At 55.5% G+C, this 22,205-nt stretch carries 19 protein-coding genes; 11 read left to right on the forward strand and 8 right to left on the reverse strand.

Going from position 1 to position 22,205, the window contains the following annotated elements; translation table 11 throughout:
• The first annotated feature begins 9 nt into the window (after nucleotides 1-9).
• Nucleotides 10-894 (forward strand): LysR substrate-binding domain-containing protein, encoded by an 885-nt coding sequence (locus QE396_RS05625; RefSeq protein ID WP_073396849.1) that lies wholly within the window; start codon nucleotides 10-12, stop codon nucleotides 892-894.
• On the opposite strand, the gene QE396_RS05630 is transcribed toward QE396_RS05625, so the two are convergent.
• The 4 genes from QE396_RS05630 to QE396_RS05645 form a co-directional block, all read right to left on the reverse strand.
• Nucleotides 885-1,796, reverse strand: a complete 912-nt coding sequence (locus tag QE396_RS05630) for a LysR family transcriptional regulator (RefSeq protein ID WP_044858210.1) — start codon at nucleotides 1,794-1,796, stop codon at nucleotides 885-887. The genes QE396_RS05625 and QE396_RS05630 overlap by 10 nt on opposite strands.
• A 13-nt stretch (nucleotides 1,797-1,809) precedes the next feature.
• Nucleotides 1,810-2,796, reverse strand: a complete 987-nt coding sequence (locus QE396_RS05635) for an MBL fold metallo-hydrolase (RefSeq protein ID WP_219373020.1) — start codon at nucleotides 2,794-2,796, stop codon at nucleotides 1,810-1,812.
• A gap of 142 nt (nucleotides 2,797-2,938) precedes the next feature.
• On the reverse strand, nucleotides 2,939-3,682 hold the full coding sequence (locus QE396_RS05640) for a 5'-nucleotidase, lipoprotein e(P4) family (protein ID WP_020884117.1): 744 nt from the start codon (nucleotides 3,680-3,682) through the stop codon (nucleotides 2,939-2,941).
• Between the two features lie 178 nt (nucleotides 3,683-3,860).
• Complete coding sequence (locus QE396_RS05645) at nucleotides 3,861-4,388, reverse strand: GNAT family N-acetyltransferase (RefSeq protein WP_214579067.1); 528 nt, start codon at nucleotides 4,386-4,388, stop codon at nucleotides 3,861-3,863.
• 132 nt (nucleotides 4,389-4,520) lie between these two features.
• Between QE396_RS05645 and treZ the strand changes: the two genes are divergently transcribed.
• From treZ to glgX, 3 genes are read left to right on the forward strand one after another with little or no spacing between them, the layout of a single operon-like run.
• Entirely contained in the window at nucleotides 4,521-6,308 is a 1,788-nt protein-coding gene (treZ, locus tag QE396_RS05650) for a malto-oligosyltrehalose trehalohydrolase (RefSeq protein WP_309950265.1), read from the forward strand.
• Nucleotides 6,305-8,773, forward strand: a complete 2,469-nt coding sequence (treY, locus tag QE396_RS05655; protein ID WP_309950267.1) for a malto-oligosyltrehalose synthase — start codon at nucleotides 6,305-6,307, stop codon at nucleotides 8,771-8,773. The genes treZ and treY overlap by 4 nt, the downstream gene beginning before the upstream one ends.
• Before the next feature lie 16 nt (nucleotides 8,774-8,789).
• Complete coding sequence (gene glgX / locus QE396_RS05660; protein ID WP_309950270.1) at nucleotides 8,790-10,865, forward strand: glycogen debranching protein GlgX; 2,076 nt, start codon at nucleotides 8,790-8,792, stop codon at nucleotides 10,863-10,865.
• Here the strand turns inward: glgX and QE396_RS05665 are convergent, their stop codons facing one another.
• The gene (locus tag QE396_RS05665; protein ID WP_014170092.1) at nucleotides 10,866-11,414 is read right to left on the reverse strand and encodes a winged helix DNA-binding protein; all 549 of its coding nucleotides are present in this window, start codon (nucleotides 11,412-11,414) and stop codon (nucleotides 10,866-10,868) included.
• A 245-nt stretch (nucleotides 11,415-11,659) separates the two neighbouring features.
• Between QE396_RS05665 and QE396_RS05670 the strand changes: the two genes are divergently transcribed.
• The 3 genes from QE396_RS05670 to QE396_RS05680 are packed head-to-tail and all read left to right on the forward strand — an operon-like array spanning nucleotide 11,660 to nucleotide 14,387.
• Nucleotides 11,660-12,382 (forward strand): DUF969 domain-containing protein, encoded by a 723-nt coding sequence (locus QE396_RS05670; RefSeq protein ID WP_014170091.1) that lies wholly within the window; start codon nucleotides 11,660-11,662, stop codon nucleotides 12,380-12,382.
• Entirely contained in the window at nucleotides 12,379-13,365 is a 987-nt protein-coding gene (locus QE396_RS05675) for a DUF979 domain-containing protein (protein ID WP_309950275.1), read from the forward strand. The genes QE396_RS05670 and QE396_RS05675 overlap by 4 nt, the downstream gene beginning before the upstream one ends.
• Before the next feature lie 26 nt (nucleotides 13,366-13,391).
• On the forward strand, nucleotides 13,392-14,387 hold the full coding sequence (locus QE396_RS05680) for a DUF2891 domain-containing protein (protein ID WP_309950279.1): 996 nt from the start codon (nucleotides 13,392-13,394) through the stop codon (nucleotides 14,385-14,387).
• Between the two features lie 35 nt (nucleotides 14,388-14,422).
• Here QE396_RS05680 and QE396_RS05685 read toward each other — a convergent pair whose 3' ends face one another.
• Nucleotides 14,423-15,832, reverse strand: coding sequence for an MFS transporter (locus QE396_RS05685; RefSeq protein WP_309950282.1), 1,410 nt, complete (start codon nucleotides 15,830-15,832; stop codon nucleotides 14,423-14,425).
• Between the two features lie 116 nt (nucleotides 15,833-15,948).
• On the opposite strand from QE396_RS05685, the gene QE396_RS05690 reads away from it, so the two are divergent.
• Entirely contained in the window at nucleotides 15,949-16,872 is a 924-nt protein-coding gene (locus QE396_RS05690; RefSeq protein WP_309950284.1) for a LysR family transcriptional regulator, read from the forward strand.
• Here the strand turns inward: QE396_RS05690 and QE396_RS05695 are convergent.
• Both QE396_RS05695 and silR read right to left on the reverse strand, forming a co-directional pair.
• Entirely contained in the window at nucleotides 16,859-18,319 is a 1,461-nt protein-coding gene (locus QE396_RS05695) for a Cu(+)/Ag(+) sensor histidine kinase (RefSeq protein ID WP_309950286.1), read from the reverse strand. The genes QE396_RS05690 and QE396_RS05695 overlap by 14 nt on opposite strands.
• Nucleotides 18,309-18,992, reverse strand: coding sequence for a copper/silver response regulator transcription factor SilR (gene silR / locus QE396_RS05700; RefSeq protein WP_032670366.1), 684 nt, complete (start codon nucleotides 18,990-18,992; stop codon nucleotides 18,309-18,311). Before silR ends, QE396_RS05695 begins: the two co-directional genes overlap by 11 nt.
• Before the next feature lie 190 nt (nucleotides 18,993-19,182).
• Here silR and QE396_RS05705 point away from each other — a divergent pair, with 190 nt between their 5' ends.
• The 3 genes from QE396_RS05705 to QE396_RS05715 are packed head-to-tail and all read left to right on the forward strand — an operon-like array spanning nucleotide 19,183 to nucleotide 22,205.
• Complete coding sequence (locus tag QE396_RS05705) at nucleotides 19,183-20,568, forward strand: efflux transporter outer membrane subunit (RefSeq protein WP_025204174.1); 1,386 nt, start codon at nucleotides 19,183-19,185, stop codon at nucleotides 20,566-20,568.
• Nucleotides 20,569-20,601: 33 nt separating this feature from the next.
• Entirely contained in the window at nucleotides 20,602-20,943 is a 342-nt protein-coding gene (gene cusF / locus QE396_RS05710) for a cation efflux system protein CusF (RefSeq protein ID WP_044867030.1), read from the forward strand.
• An 11-nt stretch (nucleotides 20,944-20,954) separates the two neighbouring features.
• Nucleotides 20,955-22,205 carry an efflux RND transporter periplasmic adaptor subunit gene (locus QE396_RS05715; protein ID WP_250368899.1) on the forward strand — a complete coding sequence of 417 codons (1,251 nt, stop codon included), beginning with the start codon at nucleotides 20,955-20,957 and terminating at the stop codon, nucleotides 22,203-22,205.

Consider the following 22,205-nt stretch of genomic DNA (forward strand, 5'->3'; position numbering starts at 1 on the left):
GTAAGCGTTATGCAATTTCGTCAGATGCGTAATTTCATTGTCGTTGCGGAAGAGCTTCACATGCACCGGGCTGCGGAGCGCCTGAACATGGCACAACCCGCGCTGAGTCAGCAGATTAAAACGTTAGAGGAACGGTTAGGCGTTACGCTCTTCAGCCGGGCGAACCGCCGTTTAACCCTGACGCCGGCCGGTGAAGCTTTCCTGGAGAAAGCCAGGCTGGCCATCGCCCTGACGGAACAGGCGGTACTGGACGCCAGGCAAACGGCGAGGGGGGAGCAGGGGGTGTTGAATCTCGGGTGCGTATCGAGCGCCATGTTTGACACCAGGCTGCCTGCCGCGCTGCGCCAGATGCACAGTCGGTGGCCTGCCATCACCATGTCGCTAATGACGGGGAATGTGCAGACGCTCTATAGCGCCGTGCAAAGCAACCAGCTGGATGTGGCCATCATCCGGGCGCCGCTGCCGTCTCTGCCTGACGACCTGCAAAGCCGCCCGTTTACGTCCGAGAAAACGGTGCTGGCGCTCTCTTCACAGCATCCTCTGGCAAAATCGTCCGCGCTTACGCTCGCCTCGGTGAAAGATGAAAAATGGATCTCCCTGCGCGACCCGGAGGGAATGGGCCTCGAACAGTACTTCTATGACGTTTGTTACGGTGCAGGTTTCCAGCCTGAGGTGGTACAAAACGCCACCGACGTACCTACCGTCATCAGCCTGGTCTCTGCGGGGTTTGGCATGGCGCTACTGCCGGTCTCCGCCAGGGCAGTCAGCGTGGAGAATGTCGTGTACGTCGACATCATTGACAGGCTCAGGGAAAGCGAGCTGAAGCTGGTGTGCCACCGGATCATTCGCTCAGAGGTGTTAAAGAAATTCCTGCATACCCTCGATCACATCTGACGTCCCGCGGCCAGCAGCAGTTGCTCGCGCAGCCAGAGGCTTGCCGTATCCTGACTGTTTTTCGGGTGCCAGTACATGCTGATGGTAATCGGCTGCAGCGGCAGCGGCGGGGGGAAGATATCCAGCGTCGAGGCAAAGCGTTGCAGCATACGTTCCGGTAAGGTGCAGAGCAGATCCGTGCTGGCGACAAGCGGAGGTGCCATGGCGTAGCTCTGTGTGGACATCACCACGTTGCGCTGATGCCCCAGTCCGCCCAGGGTTTGATCCACAAAGCCGGTAAACGGGTCACCCTCTGAAGAGACCACCAGATGAGAGAGCGCGCAATAGTGCTCCAGATCCAGTGGCCCGACACCGCGGGGGTGGCCTTTTCGCTGGGCTGTTGCAAACTGGTCATCGAAAAGTTTACGTCTGACCCAGCCGTCGTGCGCGCCGGTGCTCACACCGATATAGACATCCACATCACCCTTTTCCAGCTGCTGTGGCAGGGTTGCCATTTCTGGCAGCGCGAACCGCAAGCGGATCCCCGGGGCATGGGCCCGGAACTGATTAAGCAGTTCGGCACCCAGCATCAGGGCCGGATTTTCATGCAGGGCAATCACAAATGTCCGCTGGCTGGTTTGCGCATCAAAGGTGGTGGGGGCAAACATCGCGTTAATGCCCCGCAATACGGTCATGACCTGCGGCCGCAGCGCTTCCGCTCTGGGCGTGGGCAACACCCCACGTCCATGTGGGGAAGGGATAAACAACGGTTCGCCAAAGAGCGAACGCAGGCGCGCCAGACGGGCGGACATCGCGGGCTGGCTGATGCCGAGCCGCGCGGCCGCATGGGTGATGTTCTGATCCTGGAGCAATGCATCCAGCGTCAGGATCAGGTCGATATCCATCTCAGCAACGGGCGTCATCGTGTTATCCGTTTTACTTTGCGCTGTGGCTGTCACGATTGGTATAGGTGACGGGCACCCAGGCGTAACCGCCGTGCTCGCCTTTCGTGACGTAACCGATACCCGGGAACGGCAGGTGGGGGGCTGCGACAAGGTCTCTGTTTTTCACAAAATCAGCAAAAGCATCCTGGCGGACACGTGCCGCACCGTCCTGATCCTGGTCGTAGGCGATGGTCACGGCGGGCTGCGGGAACTGTACCGCCGCGACGTGGATAATATCGCCGACAAAGGTGATTTTCTCGCCTTTACTTTCCAGCGTATAGAAGGCTGATCCAGGCGTATGGCCCGGGTGAACCGTGCCGGTTATCCCGGGCAGAAGCTGCGAGGTTCCGGAAAAAGGAACCACCTTGCCGGCATCACGATACGGTTTTAAGGTTTTCTGCGCGACATCGAAGTAGTTCTGGTCGTAGCCGGTTTTTTTCTGATTATCGTTGTTAAAGAAAAAGTCGATGTCAGGTTTGCCGACAAAAACGCGCGCATTGGTAAACACCGCCTTGCCATCTTTAACCAGGCCACCGGCATGGTCGGAATGTGCATGGGTCAGTAAAATCTCGGTGATGTCCTGCGGCGCGATCCCCTGCGTTGCCAGACTCTCAATCAGCCGCCCGCCGTTACCGGGGCCAAAAAGCTGGCCTGAGCCGGTATCCACCAGAATCTTGTGGCCGGGCAGAGCAATCAGAAAAGCGTTAATGGACACCTCTACCGGGTTGGTCTGGAAATTTTGTGCGAGCAACGCATCGGTATTCTGCGGGGTCGTCCGACGAAGTAATTTGTGCAGGTCTTGCGCCACGGTACCGTCGGTAAACGAGGTCACCATAATATCGCCAACCTGCACACTGTACCCCCCGGCAGGCTGTTTAACCACGTGCTGGGGCGTTTCTGCCGAAGCCTGAAGCGCAGGGTAGAACAATAACGAACTGGAAATCAGCGTTGTCAGGGCAAGTTTTTTTACGGTCAGCATAAGGGTCTCCTTCAGAAAGAGCTCATCTTACTTCTCCGTAAAATTATATGAACCCGCCTGATAATGATAGGACCTATAAACGGGATGGATAGGTCGGGTCAAATGTCGGGTGGCAGCAATGTGCCACCCGGCAGGCCAGACGTTATTGCTTCAGCGGGGCTTTCCAGCCTTCAAGCGTGGCTTTTGACCACGAGCCATACGCGGCATTGGGCAGCACAATCCAGTCACTGCCAAAGCGATCGGCGCTGGCCTCAACGAGTTCACGCTGCGCTTCGCTCGGCTTTTTGTTTTTAAATTGCGCGGCGAAATCAGGCAGGCTGTCACCGAAGAGCATGATTATCTGCTGTTTCTTCAGGATGCTCTGGCGGCGGGCTTCTTTACTGACCGTATCGAGCAGAACGCTATCCTCTGAAACCTGCGGTAAGCCAAGGGATTTTAACGTATTGAGCGTATCTGCTTTGTTTTCCTGCATGCGGTCAGATACATAATAAATACGGACCTTACTTTGATTCACGCGATCAAGAAACGCCTTCGCGCCAGGAATTAATCCCGGTTTTCCCTGCTTTTCCCAGTCACTCCAGGTGTCCCATTTCGTGTAGTCGTGGCACTGTTCGGCATCACGCGCCAGTAACGGAGTGTTATCCAGCACCGTTTCATCAAGATCCATCACAACGGCATAGTTCTCAGGCGCAGTCAGCCCTTTTATTTTTTCGTTAAAACGCTCGGTGGCGAAACGATAGGTCTGCAGCTGAAGTGCCATGATTTCTGCCGACTTCTGTTGATAGCGCAGCGCCATCTCATACGCTTTCGGCTCACAGATTTCGTGGTCGGCTGCCGTGGCGGTCGCGCTCAAAACAGGTAATGCCAGCAGTAATGCCTTAGCCATTGAATTCACTCTTCTTTCCTTAACGTCATTATCAAAATCATGTAAGCGTATTGAAGTTAAGTGACAGAAAAATGAAGGGAGGCAGGCGAGTCATATTCTGACGCACATTCCTTTGAGCGCCGGGTGGATAATTTTCAGACAAATCGCTTTCGTCCGCCAATATCCGTTAGAGCCAGAGTCAGATCAGCATGTAATACCAGTACAGGGCGATTTCGTCTTTTTCCGGTAATGCGTTGTAGAGGAAACGATCGTATCCGCCTAACGTAAAGCCATAATGACGGTAGAACAGGCAGGCAGAAACATTCACATTCTGGGTTTCGAGCCTTAATCCAGCCGCGTTGACGCTGCGCGCCCACACGTGTGCGGCCGCCATCAATTTTTGCGCCGCGCCAGCTCTGCGTTTCGTGCGCTCAACGGCAATATAGTCAACGGCGATAAATTTATTCCAGCTCATTGACGCGGTGATAAAACCGGCAATTTCTCCCTCATCTGTTTCGGCCACAAGAAATATGGCATCCGGATTAACGCAATGATTTTCAAGGGTCTGCATATCGAGCTCATACGTTTTACGATAAGGCACGGCGACAGCGTCGATATGCAAATCACAATGTATAAAAGGCTCCCGCGCAACGTGACTGACGGTGAATGAAAAGTCACAGCATTCAAGACGTGCGAGGTCGGTATTTAATCCTTTTCGAATCTGCATGGTATTCCTTGTGGCGAATATTTTTATAAATAATAGATGAAGCCATTAAAACCGCTGGCGTAACACTCTTTTGATCCTGAACTAAGCTTGTACTTCATTCCGCGTAAAATGTGGGTCATTCGAGGACAATGAATGGAATTCAGGACATTTCAAAAACACTGGGGTGCTGAGTTTATTTCCAATGACGTTGTACGTTTTCGCGTCTGGGCAGAAGGACAGAAAGAACTTACGCTACGTCTGGCAGAAAACGACTTGCCAATGACGGCGGTCGGCAGCGGCTGGTTCCAGATTGACGTCCCCGGCGTCACGCACGGCACAGAGTATCAGTATGTTTTGCAGGACGGCATGGCCGTACCCGATCCGGCGTCGCGCGCCCAGGCTGGGGATGTTAACGGTCCCTCGGTTGTTATCGATGCCAGACGGTATCCGCCCGGCAACCGGGAGTGGGCAGGGCGTCCGTGGGAAGACACGGTGATTTACGAGCTGCACATCGGCACCTTTACCCCGGAGGGCACCTTCCGGGCCGCCATTGAAAAACTGCCTTACCTGGCTGAACTTGGCATTACCCAGATTGAAGTCATGCCCGTCTCACAGTTTGGTGGATCGCGCGGCTGGGGATATGACGGGGTATTTCTGTATGCACCGCACTCTGCCTATGGCACGCCAGAAGACTTCCACGCCTTTATCGATGCCGCGCATGGGCTTGGGCTTTCTGTCGTGCTGGATATTGTGCTTAACCACTTCGGCCCGGAAGGCAATTATCTGCCTGTGCTGTCACCCGCGTTTTTCGACGCGGAACGGATGACGCCCTGGGGCAACGGGATTGCTTACGAGGCTGAGCCGGTCAGGCAATACATTACCGAAGCCCCGCTGTTCTGGCTGACGGAATACCATCTTGATGGATTACGGTTTGATGCCATCGACCAGATTAAAGACACATCGGATAAACATATCCTGCAGGAGATTGCCGAACGCATTCGCGAGGCTATCCCCGGGCGGCAGATCCATCTCACCACCGAAGACAGCCGTAACGTTATCTTCCTGCATCCGCGTGACGCACACGGTGCGACACCGCTTTTTACCGCGGAGTGGAACGATGACTTTCACAATGCCGCGCATGTCTTTGCCACCGGCGAAACGCATGCGTACTACCAGGATTTTGCCTTTGAACCGGAGAAAAAACTCGCCCGTGCGCTGACGGAAGGTTTTGTCTATCAGGGCGAGGTTTCTCTCCAGACCGGCAAATCGCGCGGCGTGGAATGTCACACGCAGCCGCCACAGTTTTTTGTCGATTTTATTCAAAACCACGATCAAACCGGCAACCGCGCTCAGGGAGAGAGACTGATCGCCCTCGCGGGGGCCGATAAAACACGGGTGTTGCTTGCTGCACTGTTGCTTTCGCCCCATATTCCGCTGCTGTTTATGGGGGAAGAGTTTGGTGAAACCAATCCGTTTTTGTTCTTTACCGATTTTCACGGTGAGCTTGCCAAAGCCGTGCGGGAAGGGCGCGCAAAAGAGTTTACCGGCCATGCCGGGCACGATGCGTCCGTCCCCGACCCGAATGACGTGAAGACCTTTGTTCGCTCCAAAATTGACTGGAATAAGGTCGCCACCGATGACGGCAAAACGTGGCTTCGCTTCACGCGAACGCTGCTGACGTTGCGCCATCGTCATATCGTTCCGTTACTGCGAAAGGGCGTCACGGTGGAGGGCGAGGTCATCAGGACGGCACCCGGCATGATTGCAGTGAGCTGGCGATTCCCGACCGGAACGTTGTCTCTGGCGTTCAATACCGGCAATAAGGCTGTTGATGTGCCTGCACTGGCAGGAGAAACGCTCTTTAGCTGGCCGGAGGTGAACGAGGTGTTACCGCCGAACAGTATTGTTGTTCGCTTTGCTGATGGAGAAGCATCGTTATGATCCCTTACGCGACCTACCGTATTCAGTTCCGTAACGGCATGACGTTTGACCGTGTCGTGGAACTGGTGCCGTATATGAAAGATCTCGGCATCAGCCATCTTTATGCCTCACCTGTGTTTACCGCCACGACTGGCTCTACGCACGGCTATGACGTGACCGACCCGAATGAAATCGACCCCGCCATTGGCGGACGAGAAGGATTCGACCGTATGGCGGCCGCGCTCAGGCAGGCGGGAATGGGCTTGATACTGGATATTGTGCCTAACCACATGTCGACCTCGCTGGAGAATCACTGGTGGCGAGACGTGATTGAGCATGGCAAACAGAGCCGCTACGCACGCTATTTCGATATTGACTGGTCACGGCCGCTTACGCTGCCGTTTCTGGGCGACACCTTTGAGGCGGAGCTTGAGAAGGGTGCCATCACTGTAAAATGTGACCCTGTCACGGACAAAGCCGCGCTGGTCTACTACGACACCGCCTATCCTCTTAACCCGGGGACCTTTGTGGAGGGTAAAAGCATTGCGGCGCTGCACGAGGCCCAGAGCTGGAGGCTGATGTCCTGGCGTGAAGCCCCGAAACAGCTCTCGTGGCGGCGTTTCTTCGAAATCACCGGCCTGGTGGGCGTGCGGGTTGAAGACGCGTCGGTATTTAGTGATACACACCGATTGATCCTTGAACTGGTTCATTCTGGCGTCGTTGACGGTCTGCGAATTGACCATATCGACGGTCTGGCCGATCCGCTGGGCTATCTGCAGCGTCTGCGCCAGGCAACCGGACCGGCCTGTTACATCACGGTTGAAAAAATTCTCGCCAAAGGGGAACAGCTGCCCGTCGAATGGCCAGTCTCCGGCACCACGGGATACGAGTTTATTGCCTCGCTGGCGGAAGTTCTGGTGGACGACAGTCGCCTGGACCGCCTGGAGAAAATCCATGACGACACGCTCGGGGAAACCGTTGATCGGTTTGCAGCGTTACGGGATGCCAAAGGGCTGATGACCGATCGCAATTTCGAGGGCGAATTCACTACCCTGCTAACTATCGCCACCGATCTTGCCCGACGCAATGCGGTTGAACTGCAACCCGACGAGATCCACCATGCGTTGCGCGAGTTGCTGATCGCGTTTCCGGTGTATCGGACCTACGGCACCCGTGAAGGATTAACCGCCTCTGACGTGGCGCTGCTCAATCGCGTTGTCGCAAGCGTTAACACCTCTGAAGCGGCCCTGAGCCTGATCGTGTGCATTCTCACCGGCGATCTTCCTGAAAATTGCCACGACGACGCGGCTCGTTTCAGAACCCGCTTCCAGCAGCTCACCGGGCCACTGATGGCGAAATCCGTGGAAGATACGCTGTTCTTTCGCCATAACCTGGAGCTGGCGCTTAACGAAGTGGGGGCAGACCCGACGCCGCGCGCCTTTTCGCTATCGCGTTTTCATCAGGAAATGCGCATCCGTCTTGCCCGTCAGCCTGACGCCTTACTCGGGACATCCACCCATGACACGAAGCGTGGTGAAGATGCCCGGGCACGCCTCTATACCCTGACGGAAGCGCCGGAACAGTGGGGCGAAAATCTGGCCCGCTGGCGGCAGATGAATCAAACCCACGTGCGTTTTCTGAGCGACGGTACTGCGCCGAACGCTGCCGATACCTGGATGATTTATCAGGCTCTGGCCGGCGTCTGGCCCGCCACGCTGTCACCTGACGATGTCGACGGGCTGAAATCACTCGAAGAGCGCTTCCTCGGCTTCCTGGAGAAAGCGCTGCGCGAAGCCAAACAACGCACAGACTGGATAGACAGCAACGAAAGCTATGAGAGCGTGGTGCTGAGCTATGCCCGGCATCTGCTTTCACCGGACAACACGCTGTTCCTGAAGGATTTCAGTGAGGCGATGCAGCCCTTTATCCGTGCAGGGCTGATGAACAGCCTCAGCCAGACGGTGATCAAACTTACCGCACCCGGGGTACCGGACATCTATCAGGGCTGCGAAGCGCTTAACTTTAGCCTTGTCGACCCGGATAACCGACGGGAACCGGATTTCCCCGCGCTGGTGCACCACCTCAGCACGGCGGATGCCGGGGTATTTGCCCGCCCGGAATGCTGGCGAGACGGAAGCGTTAAGCAATATGTCACCGCAACGTTGTTACGGCTTCGTCCGCATTATGCCGCGCTATTCCATTACGGTGACTGGCTGCCGCTGAAGGTGAGCGGCGAGCGGGCGGAGAACCTGATTGTTTATGCACGCGTGAAAGACGAGGAGGCGCTGATTGTTGCCGTGCCGCGGCTGGTCTTCGACGTGACGACCCATGAAGCACTGTGGGCCAATACCACTATTGCTATACCCGATGCGCTGGCAGGAAAACGCTACCGGGATCTGTTCACCGGTGAAAGCCGGGTTCTGCAAGAGACGCTGGATGTAACGTCTGAAACGGGATGCTTAATGGTTCTGCTTACCTGCGAATGATCGTGGAGAACAAAAAATGCCAAAGGATAATACGTTTGAAATTCGGGCCGGTCATGGCCAGCAGCAAGGCGCAAATTATGACGGGAAGGGGGTCAACTTTGCGCTGTTTTCAGCACATGCGGAGCGAGTTGAGCTCTGTCTGTTTGACCCTTCAGGAAAAACCGAAATCGCCCGGCTGGAGCTGCCGGAATATACCCATGAAGTGTGGCACGGCTATGTGCCGGACCTGAAGCCTGGCGCGCTGTACGGCTATCGTGTTTACGGCCCCTATGACCCGGAAAACGGCCATCGCTTCAACCCCAATAAACTGCTTATCGATCCGTATGCCCGTGAACTGGTGGGCGATATCGACTGGAACGACGCCCATTTCGGCTATGAGCTGGGTCATGACGATCTCGACCTCAGTTTTGATACCCGCGACAGCGCGCCGTTCACGCCAAAATGCAAGGTCATCGACCCCAATGCTTTTAACTGGCAGGATGATAACCGGCCAACCATTCCGTGGCCGAATACCGTTGTGTATGAGAGCCACGTGAAGGGCTTTACCCAGCTTAACCCGGCGATCCCGCCTGAACTGCGCGGTACGTTTGAAGGGATGGGACACAAAGCCTCGGTCGATTACATCAAAAGCCTTGGCATCACCTCGGTTGAACTGCTGCCGGTTCACTGGTTCCCGGACGATCAACACCTGCTCGACAGGGGGCTGAAAAACTTCTGGGGCTACAACACGCTCGGCTTCTTTGCACCGGCGTCACGCTATTACGGTCCGGCGGGGATCCAGGGTTTTCGCGATATGGTGCGCGCCTATCATGACGCAGGCATCGAGGTGATCCTTGATGTTGTCTATAACCACACGGCAGAAGGCAATGAGCTCGGCCCAACGCTGTCGTTTAAGGGGATCGACAACTTCAGCTATTACCGCACCTTACCCGATCAACACCGGTATTACATTAACGACACCGGCACGGGGAATACGGTGAATACCTCCCACCCGAGAGTGCTGCAGATGGTGATGGATTCACTGCGCTACTGGGCCGAATCGATGCATATTGACGGTTTCCGTTTCGACCTCGGGACAATTCTGGGCCGTGAGCCCGAAGGCTTTGATCCGCGCGGTGGCTTTTTCGATGCCGTCACGCAGGATCCGGTGTTATCCCGTCTGAAGCTGATTGGTGAGCCCTGGGATATCGGCCCCGGCGGTTATCAGGTCGGCGGCTTCCCGCCAGGCTGGGGGGAGTGGAACGACAAATACCGCGATACCGTACGTGAGTACTGGAAGGGCGATAACGTGTCTAACGACTTCGCCGCGCGCCTGCTCGGTTCCGGTGACTTGTACGACCTGCGCGGACGCCGTCCGTGGGCCAGCATCAACTTTATTACCGCCCACGACGGCTTTACGTTGAACGACCTGGTGTCTTACAACGAAAAGCATAATGCCGACAATGGTGAAGACAATAACGATGGGCATAACGATAACCGGTCGTATAACTACGGAGAGGAAGGGCCGACAGAGAATCCGGATATTATCGCTACCCGGGAGCGGCAGAAGCGTAATTTCCTCACCACGCTGTTGTTCTCTCACGGCACGCCAATGCTGCTGGCCGGGGACGAGTTTGGCCGAACGCAAAAGGGCAACAATAACGGGTATTGCCAGGACAGCGAGATCTCCTGGATCGACTGGAAGGGGTTATCGGAAAACGACACCGCCCTGCGCGACTTTACCCGCCATCTGATTGCCCTTCGCGCGAAACAGCCGTTGCTGCGGCGAGAAAGCTGGCGCGACGGACTTGAGATCCGCTGGTTTAACGCCGGCGGCGGCCCGCAGCAGGATGAGCAGTGGGATGAAGGTTCAACCCTCGGCGTATCCATCAGCAGACCGGACCTCAGACAGGAGCCGGGCCTCTGGCACGATGTGCTGATGCTGTTTAACCCGTTTGAAGGCACCGTGCCGTTCCAGATCCCCCAGTTTGGCGAAGGAGGCTGGGTACTGGAACTCTCCACGGCGGATGACGTTGTCCCCGGGACGGTCATCACCAAAGCCGTGGAATACAATCTGGCCGGACGAAGTATTTCGCTTTTCAGACGCCCTTAACTACAGTGATGCCGCCGCCCGCGCGGCGGTGTCATACAGGGAAGATATGGTCCGGAGCAGCTGCGCGGTGTCACCAATAGACGCTCCGGAAATCCCGCTCTCCGCATGGATATTGATCAGGCACGCTTCCCGCACGTCGCGGTATTTCATGCATAGCGCTTTCCCTTCCTCCGTCGTTGAGAAATAGAGCTCTTTTCCGGCTTTTTCACTCGTCACGTAGCCCGCCTTGACCAGCTTCTTCAGTGCATACGTCACCACATGGGTATCTTCCACGTTCAGAACAAAGCAGATGTCGGCCAGCTTTTTCTTGCGATCGCGGTGGTTCACGTGATGCAGAAGCGAGACATCAAAAGCGCCCATATCTGGCTCACCGGCTGCGGTCATGCAGCGCACCATCCATTTGTTAAACGCGTTGCTGGTCATGATCAACGCGTACTCCAGCTCTGATAATTCCGCGCAACGTTCCGATACCAGATGGCGAGAGGACACGATACGGCCATCGGTTATATCGTCGTGATTTGATGATCCAGCACTCTTCTTTGCAGTCATAACGTTCCTTACGGGGGGGTGACGTTGGCCCGGAAATGTAAACTCATCGATAAAATAAGAACATTTTATTGATAAATTGTTTACATGTTTTTGTGGTTCAGATATAGCTTTTTAGTGCAGGTTCTGCGGAGCCTGACGCAAAACACAACATCGCGCGCCGCACTGCATCCCGCTTCGCCATGATGCGAAGTATTAAAAAAATAGCCGCCGGCGCGCAACGCTCACTTTGGATAGGGTAAACGTTTATGGACGGTTCGACACTGTTGCCGCTCATCGGTATACCGGTGGTGGTTATTGGTTTTGCTCTGCGTTTCAACCCGCTACTGGTGGTTGTGGTGGCGGGGCTGGCTACCGGACTGCTGGTTGGCATGGATTTTGGGATGTTGCTGGAGACCTTTGGCGAGAAGTTCGTCAACAGTCGTTCCCTGGCGACCTTTATTCTGATCCTGCCGGTTATTGGCCTGCTGGAATATTACGGGTTGAAAGAGCGGGCGCAGGCGTGGGTGGCAAAGATTGCCAGCGCCACCTCGGCACGTATTCTGATGCTCTATTTTGTGGCGCGTGAAGGGACGGCCGCGCTGGGATTGATGTCGCTGGGTGGGCATGCTCAGACGGTTCGTCCGCTGCTGGCACCGATGGCCGAAGGCGCAGCGCTCAATGAGTATGGCGAACTGCCGCAACATATCCGGGACAAGATCAAAGCGCATGCCGCGGCGTGCGACAACATTGCGGTTTTCTTTGGCGAAGATATTTTTATCGCGTTTGGCGCGGTGCTGCTGATAGACGCTTTCCTGAAAGAGAATGGGATACAGGGCATTGAACCGTTGCATATCGGCCTGTGGGCCATTCCGACCGCCATCGCGGCATTGATTATTCATATGACGCGCCTGTTGCGTCTGGATGCCAGCATCCGTCGTGACGTTATGTCCTGGCGCGCTGAGCAGGGTACACAGGAGATCGCGCCATGATGACCCTGATCACCATTAACCGCGTGTATTACCTGATCGGCTTTGTCGTGATGCTGCTGGTCGTGATGACCCTGCGCGATCGCGCGAATCCTAAACGTTTTACCACCGCGCTGTTCTGGTTCCTGTTCGGCGGGATCTTCCTGTTTGGCGACCTGATGGTGCAGGAGCTGGGCAAATCCCTTGCTTATCGAATTATCGGCGGCTGCGTCATTGTGATTGCTCTGCTGGCGGGCTTTGGTCTGGTCGGGAAGGGGCATTATAAAATGGCTACCGATGCCGAGCGCGAAGCCTCGTCAACGCGGCTGAAAAACTGGCTGTTCCTGCCTGCGCTGATGATTCCGGTGGTTACGGTGATCGGGACATTATTCCTGAAAGGGGTGTCGATAGGGGGCATATTCCTTCTTGACCAGAAACAGCTCACGCTGGCGGCACTGTGCGTCGCCTGTGTGGCGGCGATCCTGACCGGCTGGTGGCTGACAAAAGGCACGCCATTGCAGGCTATTCGCCAGTCCCGACGCCTGGTCGACACCATTGGCTGGGCGGTGATATTGCCACAGATGCTGGCCATGCTGGGCGGGGTGTTTGTGGTGGCGAACACCGGCGAGTCAGTCCAGAAGGTCGTAAGCCTGTTTGTGAACCCCGACAGCCGGTTCATGCTGGTGGTGATTTACTGCGTGGGCATGGCGCTTTTCACCATGATCATGGGCAACGCCTTCGCGGCATTCCCGGTGCTCAGCGCCGGTATCGCCTTGCCGTTTCTGATTAACGTTCACCATGGTAACCCGGCACCGCTGCTGGCGATTGGCATGTACGCGGGCTATTGCGGCACGCTGATGACGCCGATGGCGGCCAACTTTAATATCGTTCCGGCCGCGCTGCTGGAGCTTAAAGATAAGTACCAGGTGATCAAGATCCAGATCCCAACGGCGTTAACCCTGCTGGTGGTCAACGTGTTCTTAATGTATTTCCTCGTTTTTCGCTAAGCGCGGCAACGATCTAAGGAGCTGATATGGAATTAACGCAACACCAGGCCGACGCGTTTGCCCGCATGCCTTTGACCTATTTACGCCAGGAATATCCGAACCACATTATGCACCTGCTTAATGATGATGGTGATGTCCTGCCACCCCGCGAACTGCACCCCATTTTTTATGGCTGCTTCGACTGGCACTCGGCGGTGCACGGCTACTGGCTGCTGCTGCGCTGCGTGCGGCTTTACCCTGAACTGTCGTGCCGGGATGAAATTGTCGCCCTGTTTGATGAACACATCACGCAGGAGAAGGTGGCGAAAGAGCTGGCCTATTTCAATGCACCGTTTCGCGCCTCGTTCGAGCGCCCTTATGGCTACGGCTGGCTTCTGGCGCTGGCGCAGGAGCTGAAGCAATCCGCGTTACCTCAGGCCGCCAGCTGGTATCAGACACTGCAGCCGTTAACGCAGGACATTCGCGACAGACTGGTGGATTACCTCAGCAAGCTCACCTATCCGATCCGTGTCGGTACGCATTACAACACCGCTTTTGCCCTGGCGCTGGGGATTGATTACGCCCGTGCAGTGCAGGATAACGCCCTTGAACAGGCTATTCTGACGGCGGCGACGCGCTTTTATCTGGCTGACACGCATTACCCGGCTCACTATGAACCGGGTGGTGATGAGTACATTTCTGGCGCGCTGACGGAAGCGCTGTTGATGAGTAAGGTGGCGGAGCATTTCCCGACGTGGTTTGACGCCTTTCTTCCTGATGTGGGGTCTGTTTTGGCCCTGATGCACCCGGCAGAAGTGAGCGATCGTACCGACCCGAAAATTGCCCATCTGGATGGGTTAAACCTCAGCCGCGCCTGGTGCATGAAGCATATTGCCCGCGCGTTGCCGGATAACCATCCGGGACAACAGGCGCTGCGCGAGGCAGTCAACCGACATCTGGCGGCAAGCGTCGAGCATGTGGTGGGCAGCCACTACAGCGGTGGACACTGGCTGGCGAGTTTTGCGCTGCTGGCGCTGGAGTAAATCACAGGTGCAGCGCGTAGTGCGCTGTACCGTGTTTATGCCGTAGCCTGACGCGTGGCGCGCAGCCGGCTCACGCTAAACACGACAGAAACCGCTGAAGCAATGACCGCAATCCACAGTGCATAATGAACGGCCCGATCGTCAAAAGCCGGCTGATTCTGCGTTGTGGCCAGCAGAACGCCGACCACGGCAGCCCCCAGGCATTGTCCAAACGTCCGCACGATAGCCAGTACGCCGGATGCGTAGCTGGCATACTCCCGCACCACGTTAGAGAGCATTTCCCGGTTATTAGGACTCTGGAAACAGCCAAAACCGATCCCGCACACCAGGCTTCGCAGGCAGATATTCCATGCGGAAGGGCTGGCGGGCAGTGTCGCGAGCAGGATCAACCCCACCACAAACACGATAAGCCCAAGGGTAGATATCAGCGGGGCTGAAATTGTGTCTGCCCAGCGGCCCGCATGCGGCGCGATCAGTACGATGCCTATCGGCCAGGGCGTGAACAGCAGCGCGGAGACCACCGGACTGTAGCCGTACACGCTCTGAAACAGGAACGGCAGGGCGATAAAGGTGATGCCCTGGCTCACAAACGAGGCCAGCGACGTGAGCGCGGCGAGCGTAAAGCGTCCGTTGCGGAAAATAACGGGAGGCAGTATGGGGCTTCGGGTGCGGCAAATATGCCAGACAAAGGTGATGGCGCTAATCGTGGCGAGCAGCGCCCAGCTGATGGCCTCGTGGCTGATGTGGTGCGAAGCACGCTGGAAACTGTTGGCCGTCATGATCATTGCCCCCAACAGGACCGCGGAGAGCAGTGCCCCCGGGGCATCGAACGGAGACGGATCTAAAGCCGGTTGTCGTGGTAAGGCCTTCCAGGCCAATAGCAGGGCAATCGTTCCGGGAACAAGGTTAATGGCGAATAACCACTGCCAGCGCAGTACGTCCAGGATCGTCCCGCCCAGTACGGGTGCAATGGCCGTGCTGGAGGCGATCAGCAGGGCGTGCAGTCCCAGAATGCGGCCAAGCAGTCGACCGGGGAAGACGGCGCGCAGTATCGCCGGGGCAATACTCAGTGTGGCCGCCCCGCCAATCCCCTGCAAAATCCGCATCCCGATCAGCATGTCCGGGGTGCGGGCCAGCGCGCAGCCGAGCGAGGTGAGTGTAAAGACGGCAAGTCCGGTCAGAAACACCGGGCGGTAGCCAACCCGGGCCGCCAGGGCAGCGAAGATGGCCAGAGTCATGGCCGCGGACAACAGATACCCATTGGCGAACCAGACGGCCACATTCGCGGGCACCTGCATTGCGCTTGCCATCGAAGGCAAGGCGATGTTGATCATGGTGCCATCAAAAACGCCCATCAGCGTGGTGGTCATTACCGCGGCCATCACCCGGGCGCGTTCATGGCCGGGCAATCCTTCGTCGCCGGGCTGGTTTGAAAATAGCGTCATCGTCGTAACTCCGGAAAGAATGTTGATGACGAAACTATAATCATGGGATATACAAGGCGGAAGACGCAGCAGTTGCACTGTTCAGTTGCATATAACGCCTTATCTGAGGATGCATTATGTCCGATCCGGATTTTAATTTGCTTGTCGCCCTCGACGTCCTGCTGGCCGAAGCCAGCGTGGCGGGCGCGGCGCGGCGTTTAAACCTGAGTACGTCAGCCATGAGCCGTACCCTGAGCCGGCTGCGAGAGGTGACCGGCGACCCGATCCTGGTGCGGGCAGGGCGTAATATGGTGCTGACGCCCTGGGCCGAGGCCACCCGGGAGCGAGCCAGAGGGGCCGTGTATGAGGCAAGAGCCGTATTGCAGCCCTCCACTGAAACGCTGAAGGTGGAAAACCTCGAGCGGCTGTTCACCATCAGAGCCAATGATGGTTTTGTGGTTGCATTTGGCCCATTGCTGATTGCCGCCGTGGCCGAAGCTGCGCCCGATGTGTGTATTCGGTTCTCGCCGAAGCCTGAGAAAACGTCACGCTATCTGCGGGAAGGGCTGGTTGACCTGGAAATTGGCGTGCAGAGCAACATGGGACCTGAAATACGCCTGCAGCGATTATTTCAGGATCGGTTCATTGCCGCGGTGCGTAAGGGACATCCGCTGGCGGCACAACCCACGGTCAGCCTTCACGATTATGTTTCCTGGGGCCACGTGGTTGCCGCGCCCGACGGATCGCTACACGGCTTTGTCGACGATGCGCTGGCAGAAGTGGGGATGAAGCGCAAAATTGCCAGCGTCGTGCCCGGTTTCCCGACGGCGTTATCCGTGGCGCTGGCGTCCGATCTGATCGCCATGGTTCCGGCATTGTATCTGTTGAACCAGCCGATGGCGCAGAGTGTGCATGTCTTTGAACTGCCGTTTAAAACCCGAACCATTACGGTATCGCAGATGTGGCACCCGCGAATGGAAAGGGATCCGGGGCACCGCTGGCTGAGAGAGAAAGTGCTGGACGTGTGTCGGGCTGTGCAGCAACCACTCAGTACTGGGTAACCCGCTTAGGCACGGACAAGATAAAGCGCGTCGACTGAGCATCCGATTCGACGCGGACTTTGCCATGATGCGCGGTGACAATTGACTTCACAATGGCAAGACCAATCCCGCTGCCTTCGCCTTTTCGCTGCCTGGAAGGATCCACCCGGTAAAAACGGTCAAACAGCCTGGGTAGATGTTCTTGCGGGACAGGTTTCCCGGGGTTGGCAATCATCAGCTCAAAATCGTTTTCCCGTTCGGCGATTGAGACGGTTACCGTCTTGCCTTCCGGCGTATAGCGCAGGGCATTGGATAACAGGTTGTTGATTGCGCGTCTGAACATCTGCGGATCGCCTTCGATCAGGCAGGGCATCCCGTGAAACGTCAGCGTGATATGACGTTCTTCCGCCCAGGCCTCGAAGAAATCAAAGACTTTAATGACCTCCGCGCTTAAATCAAACATCACCCTGTCCGGGATCAGCTGATTATTATCCGCCTGCGCCAGGAACAGCATATCGCTGACCATCCGGGTCATCCGGTTATACTCTTCAAGGCTGGAGTAGAGGATATCCTCCAGCTCTTTCGGCGTCCGGTTCTGGCTGAGTGCGATTTCAGTCTGGGTCACCAGATTGGTGATGGGGGTTCTGATTTCGTGGGCGATATCGGCAGAAAAATTCGCCTGGCGGGTGAACACATCTTCAATCTTTTCAATCATATGATTGAACGATATCACCAGTTGCTCCAGTTCAACCGGAACGCGCGACGGTTCCAGCCTCGCATCGAGATTTTCAGAGGTGATATTTTTAATGGCATTGCTGACGTTACGCAGCGGCAGGTGTCCCTGACGGACCGCGATTCGAATGATAAGAATAATCAGCAGGCTGATCACCACGGCAATCGCAATCAGGTTCTTTTTCAGCGCATTGAGATAATGGAGATGGAAATTAATAGAAAGCCCGATCAGCATAACGTAATTCTGCGCTTTTCCCTGCAGCGTTGCCGTGCCTGACGAGGCGATAATCCGGTACGTGTCACTTTTCATCTCAGCGCCGGAATGACTTTGCCGGGTGGAGTCATCCACCGTCCAGAGAAACACATCCCGTGCCCGGCTGTGCGTGCTGAATGCCGCCGTGTTCACGGCAGGGCGTAACGCTGCCCCCTGCGCCGTACTGAACAACACCTCTCCACGCGCGTCGAGAAGCAGAACCGCAACGTTACGATAGCTGGCAATTGACTCTTTGATTTTACTGATTTTCTTCTCGTCCGGATCTGCCGGGGACTGCAGGATACGGTGCATCGCGGTACTGATTTGCTGCAGATCGTTGATATCCTGCTCGGCAAAATGCTTTTCAACGGAGTGCAGCATAAACCAGGTGAAGGCGAAAAATGCCAGTATCGTGGAGAGGCTGATAAAAAACGTCAGCCTCAGGGCTAATGAAAAAGGGCGTCCGGGTAATTTAACGCGCATCCGGTGCCTCCAGCATGTACCCCACGCCGCGGACCGTCTGGATCAACTTCGGCTCATAATCATTGTCTATTTTCGCGCGAAGCCGTTTGACGGCGACATCAATCGCGTTGGTGTCGCTGTCAAAATTCATGTCCCAGACCTGGGATGCAATCAGGGAGCGGGGCAGCACTTCCCCCTGGTGTCGCATAAAAAACTCCAGCAGGCTGAACTCTTTGCTGGTCAGCAGGATGCGGTTCCCCGCGCGGCTCACCTTTCTGGACACGAGATCAATCATCAGATCAGCCACCTGAAACTGGCTTTCCGTGATCACCGTATTGCCCCGTCGCAGAAGCGTCCTGACGCGGGCGAGAAGCTCCGCAAAGGCAAAGGGTTTGATCAGGTAATCATCCGCGCCCAGTTCAAGACCCTTCACCCGGTGTTCAATAGTGCCAAGGGCTGAGAGTAACAGAACCGGCATTCCCTTCCCGGCAGAACGTAGCATGCGGATGATATCCCAGCCGTTCACGTCGGGAAGCATGATATCCAGAATCAGGAGGTCATACTCGGCGGTCATGGCGAGATGATATCCGGTCAGGCCATTGTCAGCGTGGTCCACCACAAACCCCGCCTCAGTCAGCCCCTTGCTGAGGTACTCCCCGGTTTTTATCTCGTCTTCAACGATCAGTATTTTCATCTTGCTCCCCTGACTGGCTGCTCTGGACATTCTAGAGAGCCTCAAACCGTTATCAATGACTTACGTTAAGAATGACAACATTGTCATTATCCTGTCACCAGGCAAACAGGAAGCACGCTGTAGAGTAACCCTGGTAATACTCTGGACTTCATTTGAAACATTTACCAGGTCTGCCTGGACGAGAAGCGTGATGTGCACATTAAAACGACTTAGCATTAGCACAATATTTTTCCTGGCAGGCTGCGTCTCGCTGGCACCAGAATATGCGCGTCCGCCAGCACCGGTTCCGCAGCAGTTCTCGTTATCCCGAAATAGCCTCACGCCGGTGGTGGCGGGGTATCACGACAGCGGATGGCGTAGCTTTTTTACCGATCCTCAGGTCGCAGCACTGATCGCCGAAGCCCTGAATAACAACCGTGATTTAAAAATGGCCGCCCTTAAGGTTGAAGAGGCGCGCGCGCAGTTCAACGTGACGGATGCCGACCGGTATCCGCAGCTGAATGCCTCGTCAGGTGTGACTTACAGCGGTGGGCTGAAAACGGACAAGCCGACCACACAGCAGTACGACGCAGGGTTGAACCTCAGTTACGAACTCGATTTCTTCGGCAAGCTCAGGAATATGAGTGATGCTGACAGACAGAACTATTTTGCCAGCGAGGAGGCCCGCCGTGCCGTGCATATCCTGCTCGTCTCCAGCGTGTCGCAGAGCTATTTCAGCCAGCAGCTGGCCTACAAACAACGTCGTATTGCCCGCGATACGCTAAAAAACTATCAACAATCCTGGGCTTTTGTTGAACAACAGCTGGTAACGGGCAGCACCAACGTTCTGGCACTTGAACAGGCCCGGGGGCAGATTGAAAGTACCCGTGCAGAAATAGCGAAAAGAGAAGGCGAGCTGGCTCAGGCCAATAATGCCCTGCAGCAGGTTCTGGGAACCTATCGCGCGCTGCCGGCAGAGAAAGGAGGCAGCGTCGATGAGATTTCTCCCGTCAAACTGCCGCCTCGTCTGCCGTCAGAAATATTGCTTCAGCGCCCGGACATTATGGAAGCGGAGTATCAGTTGAAAGCGGCTGATGCCAATATTGGCGCGGCGCGTGCCGCCTTTTTCCCGTCCATTACGCTAACCAGCGGGCTTTCAGCAAGCAGTACGGAATTATCCAGCCTCTTCACCGCAGGAAGCGGGATGTGGAATTTTATTCCGAAAATTGACATTCCTGTTTTTAATGCTGGAAGGAATAAAGCCAATCTCAAACTGGCTGAAATTCGCCAGCAGCAGTCAATCGTCAATTACGAACAAAAAATTCAGGCGGCTTTTAAACAGGTCGCCGACGCGCTCGCATTGCGGGACAGCATCAGTCAGCAACTCGACGCCCAGCAACGTTATCTTGATTCGCTACACATCACCCTGCAGCGAGCCAGAGGTTTATATTCCAGTGGCGCGGTCAGTTACATTGAAGTGCTTGATGCCGAACGTTCTCTTTTTGCAACACAACAAACCATTCTCGACCTTATCTATTCCCGACAGGTGAATGAAATTAACTTATTCACCGCGCTGGGCGGCGGTTGGGTTGAGTAATTTCTTTTAATTACTCCATCAGGAAATCAAAAAATGAACAGTTTATTTAACGCGGTCGTACTGGGCGCACTCTCCGTTATATTTTCTGCAGGCCTGCATGCTGAAACACATCAGCACGGGGAGATGAGCACAGCAGCACAAGCCACGCCAGAGCAGGTCATCGCGGGAACCGGCGTGGTGAAAGCGGTTGATCTGAGCACTAAAAAAATCACTATCGCGCATGATGATATTCCAGCGATTGGTTGGCCCGCCATGACCATGCGTTTCACCTTTGTCCAGGCAGACGAAACTATTCTCGCCTTAAAAGCCGGCAGCCACGTTAATTTTACGTTTGTTCAGCAGGGCAATATCTCTTTACTCAAGAGCATTAAATAGCGAGAAAAAGCATGGCCTCTTTAAGAATAAAGTTTGCTGCCGTCATCCTCGGCAGCCTTATTGCAGGAGGGCTGATTTCAGTTATCGCCTGGCAGTCGGTGCATCCCGCAGAAAAAACAGAACAGACCACGACGGAGAGAAAAGTTCTTTTCTGGTATGACCCGATGAAGCCGGATACCCGGTTTGATAAACCCGGCAAGTCTCCGTTTATGGATATGGATCTGGTGCCGAAATATGCCGATGAAAATGACGAAAAAAGCAGTGAGGGTATTCGTATTGACCCGACGCAGGTTCAGAACCTGGGACTCAAAACGCAGAAAGTGACGCGGGGAGCGCTGAATTACGCCCAGACCATACCGGCCAACGTCAGTTATAACGAATATCAGTTTGTCATTGTGCAGGCGCGTTCTGAGGGTTTCGTTGAGAGAGTGTACCCACTGACCGTGGGCGATCATGTTAAAAAAGGGACGCCGCTTATCGATATCACCATTCCGGAATGGGTAGAAGCGCAAAGCGAGTTCCTGTTGTTATCGGGTACCGGCGGAACCCCTACCCAGATAAAAGGTGTTCTGGAGCGACTACGTCTTGCCGGCATGCCGGAAGAGGATGTTCAACGACTGCGTGCGACCCGGAGTATCCAGACCCGTTTTACTATCAAGGCCCCCATAGATGGCGTGATTACGGCGTTTAACCTGCGCACGGGCATGAACATTACCAAAGATAACGTGGTGGCACAGATACAGGGGATGGATCCGGTCTGGATCAGTGCGGCCGTGCCGGAATCCATTGCGTATCTTCTCAAAGACAGCTCGCAGTTTGAAATTTCAGTGCCCGCGTATCCGGATAAATCGTTTGCCGTTGAAAAATGGAACATTCTCCCCAGCGTGGATCAAACTACCCGCACGCTGCAGGTCCGTCTGCAGGTCTCCAACCAAGACGAAAGTCTGAAACCCGGCATGAACGCCTACCTGAAACTGAACGCCAGGAGCCAGGAGATGCTGCTGATCCCATCCCAGGCCGTGATTGATACGGGCAAAGAACAGCGGGTGATTGTGGTCGATGCGGAAGGGCGTTTTGTGCCGAAAAGCATTCATGTTCTGCATGAATCTCAGCAACAGTCCGCGATTGGCAGCGGACTGAGCGAAGGCGATGCTGTCGTGGTCAGCGGTCTGTTCCTGATTGACTCCGAAGCCAATATTAGCGGTGCATTGGAGCGCATGCGTCATCCTGAAAAAACTGACGACGCGCATTCGGGCCATTAA

It is taken from the genome of Enterobacter sp. SORGH_AS_0287, from assembly GCF_031453695.1.
GTDB lineage: Bacteria > Pseudomonadota > Gammaproteobacteria > Enterobacterales > Enterobacteriaceae > Enterobacter > Enterobacter ludwigii.

Bases quoted from the DNA above. Each gene is read 5' to 3' on its own strand.
- QE396_RS05625 (WP_073396849.1), top strand. From the start codon at position 10: ATGCAATTTCGTCAGATGCGTAATTTCATTGTCGTTGCGGAAGAGCTT.
- QE396_RS05630 (WP_044858210.1), bottom strand. From the start codon at position 1,796: ATGACGCCCGTTGCTGAGATGGATATCGACCTGATCCTGACGCTGGAT.
- QE396_RS05635 (WP_219373020.1), bottom strand. From the start codon at position 2,796: ATGCTGACCGTAAAAAAACTTGCCCTGACAACGCTGATTTCCAGTTCG.
- QE396_RS05640 (WP_020884117.1), bottom strand. From the start codon at position 3,682: ATGGCTAAGGCATTACTGCTGGCATTACCTGTTTTGAGCGCGACCGCC.
- QE396_RS05645 (WP_214579067.1), bottom strand. From the start codon at position 4,388: ATGCAGATTCGAAAAGGATTAAATACCGACCTCGCACGTCTTGAATGC.
- treZ (WP_309950265.1), top strand. From the start codon at position 4,521: ATGGAATTCAGGACATTTCAAAAACACTGGGGTGCTGAGTTTATTTCC.
- treY (WP_309950267.1), top strand. From the start codon at position 6,305: ATGATCCCTTACGCGACCTACCGTATTCAGTTCCGTAACGGCATGACG.
- glgX (WP_309950270.1), top strand. From the start codon at position 8,790: ATGCCAAAGGATAATACGTTTGAAATTCGGGCCGGTCATGGCCAGCAG.
- QE396_RS05665 (WP_014170092.1), bottom strand. From the start codon at position 11,414: ATGACTGCAAAGAAGAGTGCTGGATCATCAAATCACGACGATATAACC.
- QE396_RS05670 (WP_014170091.1), top strand. From the start codon at position 11,660: ATGGACGGTTCGACACTGTTGCCGCTCATCGGTATACCGGTGGTGGTT.
- QE396_RS05675 (WP_309950275.1), top strand. From the start codon at position 12,379: ATGATGACCCTGATCACCATTAACCGCGTGTATTACCTGATCGGCTTT.
- QE396_RS05680 (WP_309950279.1), top strand. From the start codon at position 13,392: ATGGAATTAACGCAACACCAGGCCGACGCGTTTGCCCGCATGCCTTTG.
- QE396_RS05685 (WP_309950282.1), bottom strand. From the start codon at position 15,832: ATGACGCTATTTTCAAACCAGCCCGGCGACGAAGGATTGCCCGGCCAT.
- QE396_RS05690 (WP_309950284.1), top strand. From the start codon at position 15,949: ATGTCCGATCCGGATTTTAATTTGCTTGTCGCCCTCGACGTCCTGCTG.
- QE396_RS05695 (WP_309950286.1), bottom strand. From the start codon at position 18,319: ATGCGCGTTAAATTACCCGGACGCCCTTTTTCATTAGCCCTGAGGCTG.
- silR (WP_032670366.1), bottom strand. From the start codon at position 18,992: ATGAAAATACTGATCGTTGAAGACGAGATAAAAACCGGGGAGTACCTC.
- QE396_RS05705 (WP_025204174.1), top strand. From the start codon at position 19,183: ATGTGCACATTAAAACGACTTAGCATTAGCACAATATTTTTCCTGGCA.
- cusF (WP_044867030.1), top strand. From the start codon at position 20,602: ATGAACAGTTTATTTAACGCGGTCGTACTGGGCGCACTCTCCGTTATA.
- QE396_RS05715 (WP_250368899.1), top strand. From the start codon at position 20,955: ATGGCCTCTTTAAGAATAAAGTTTGCTGCCGTCATCCTCGGCAGCCTT.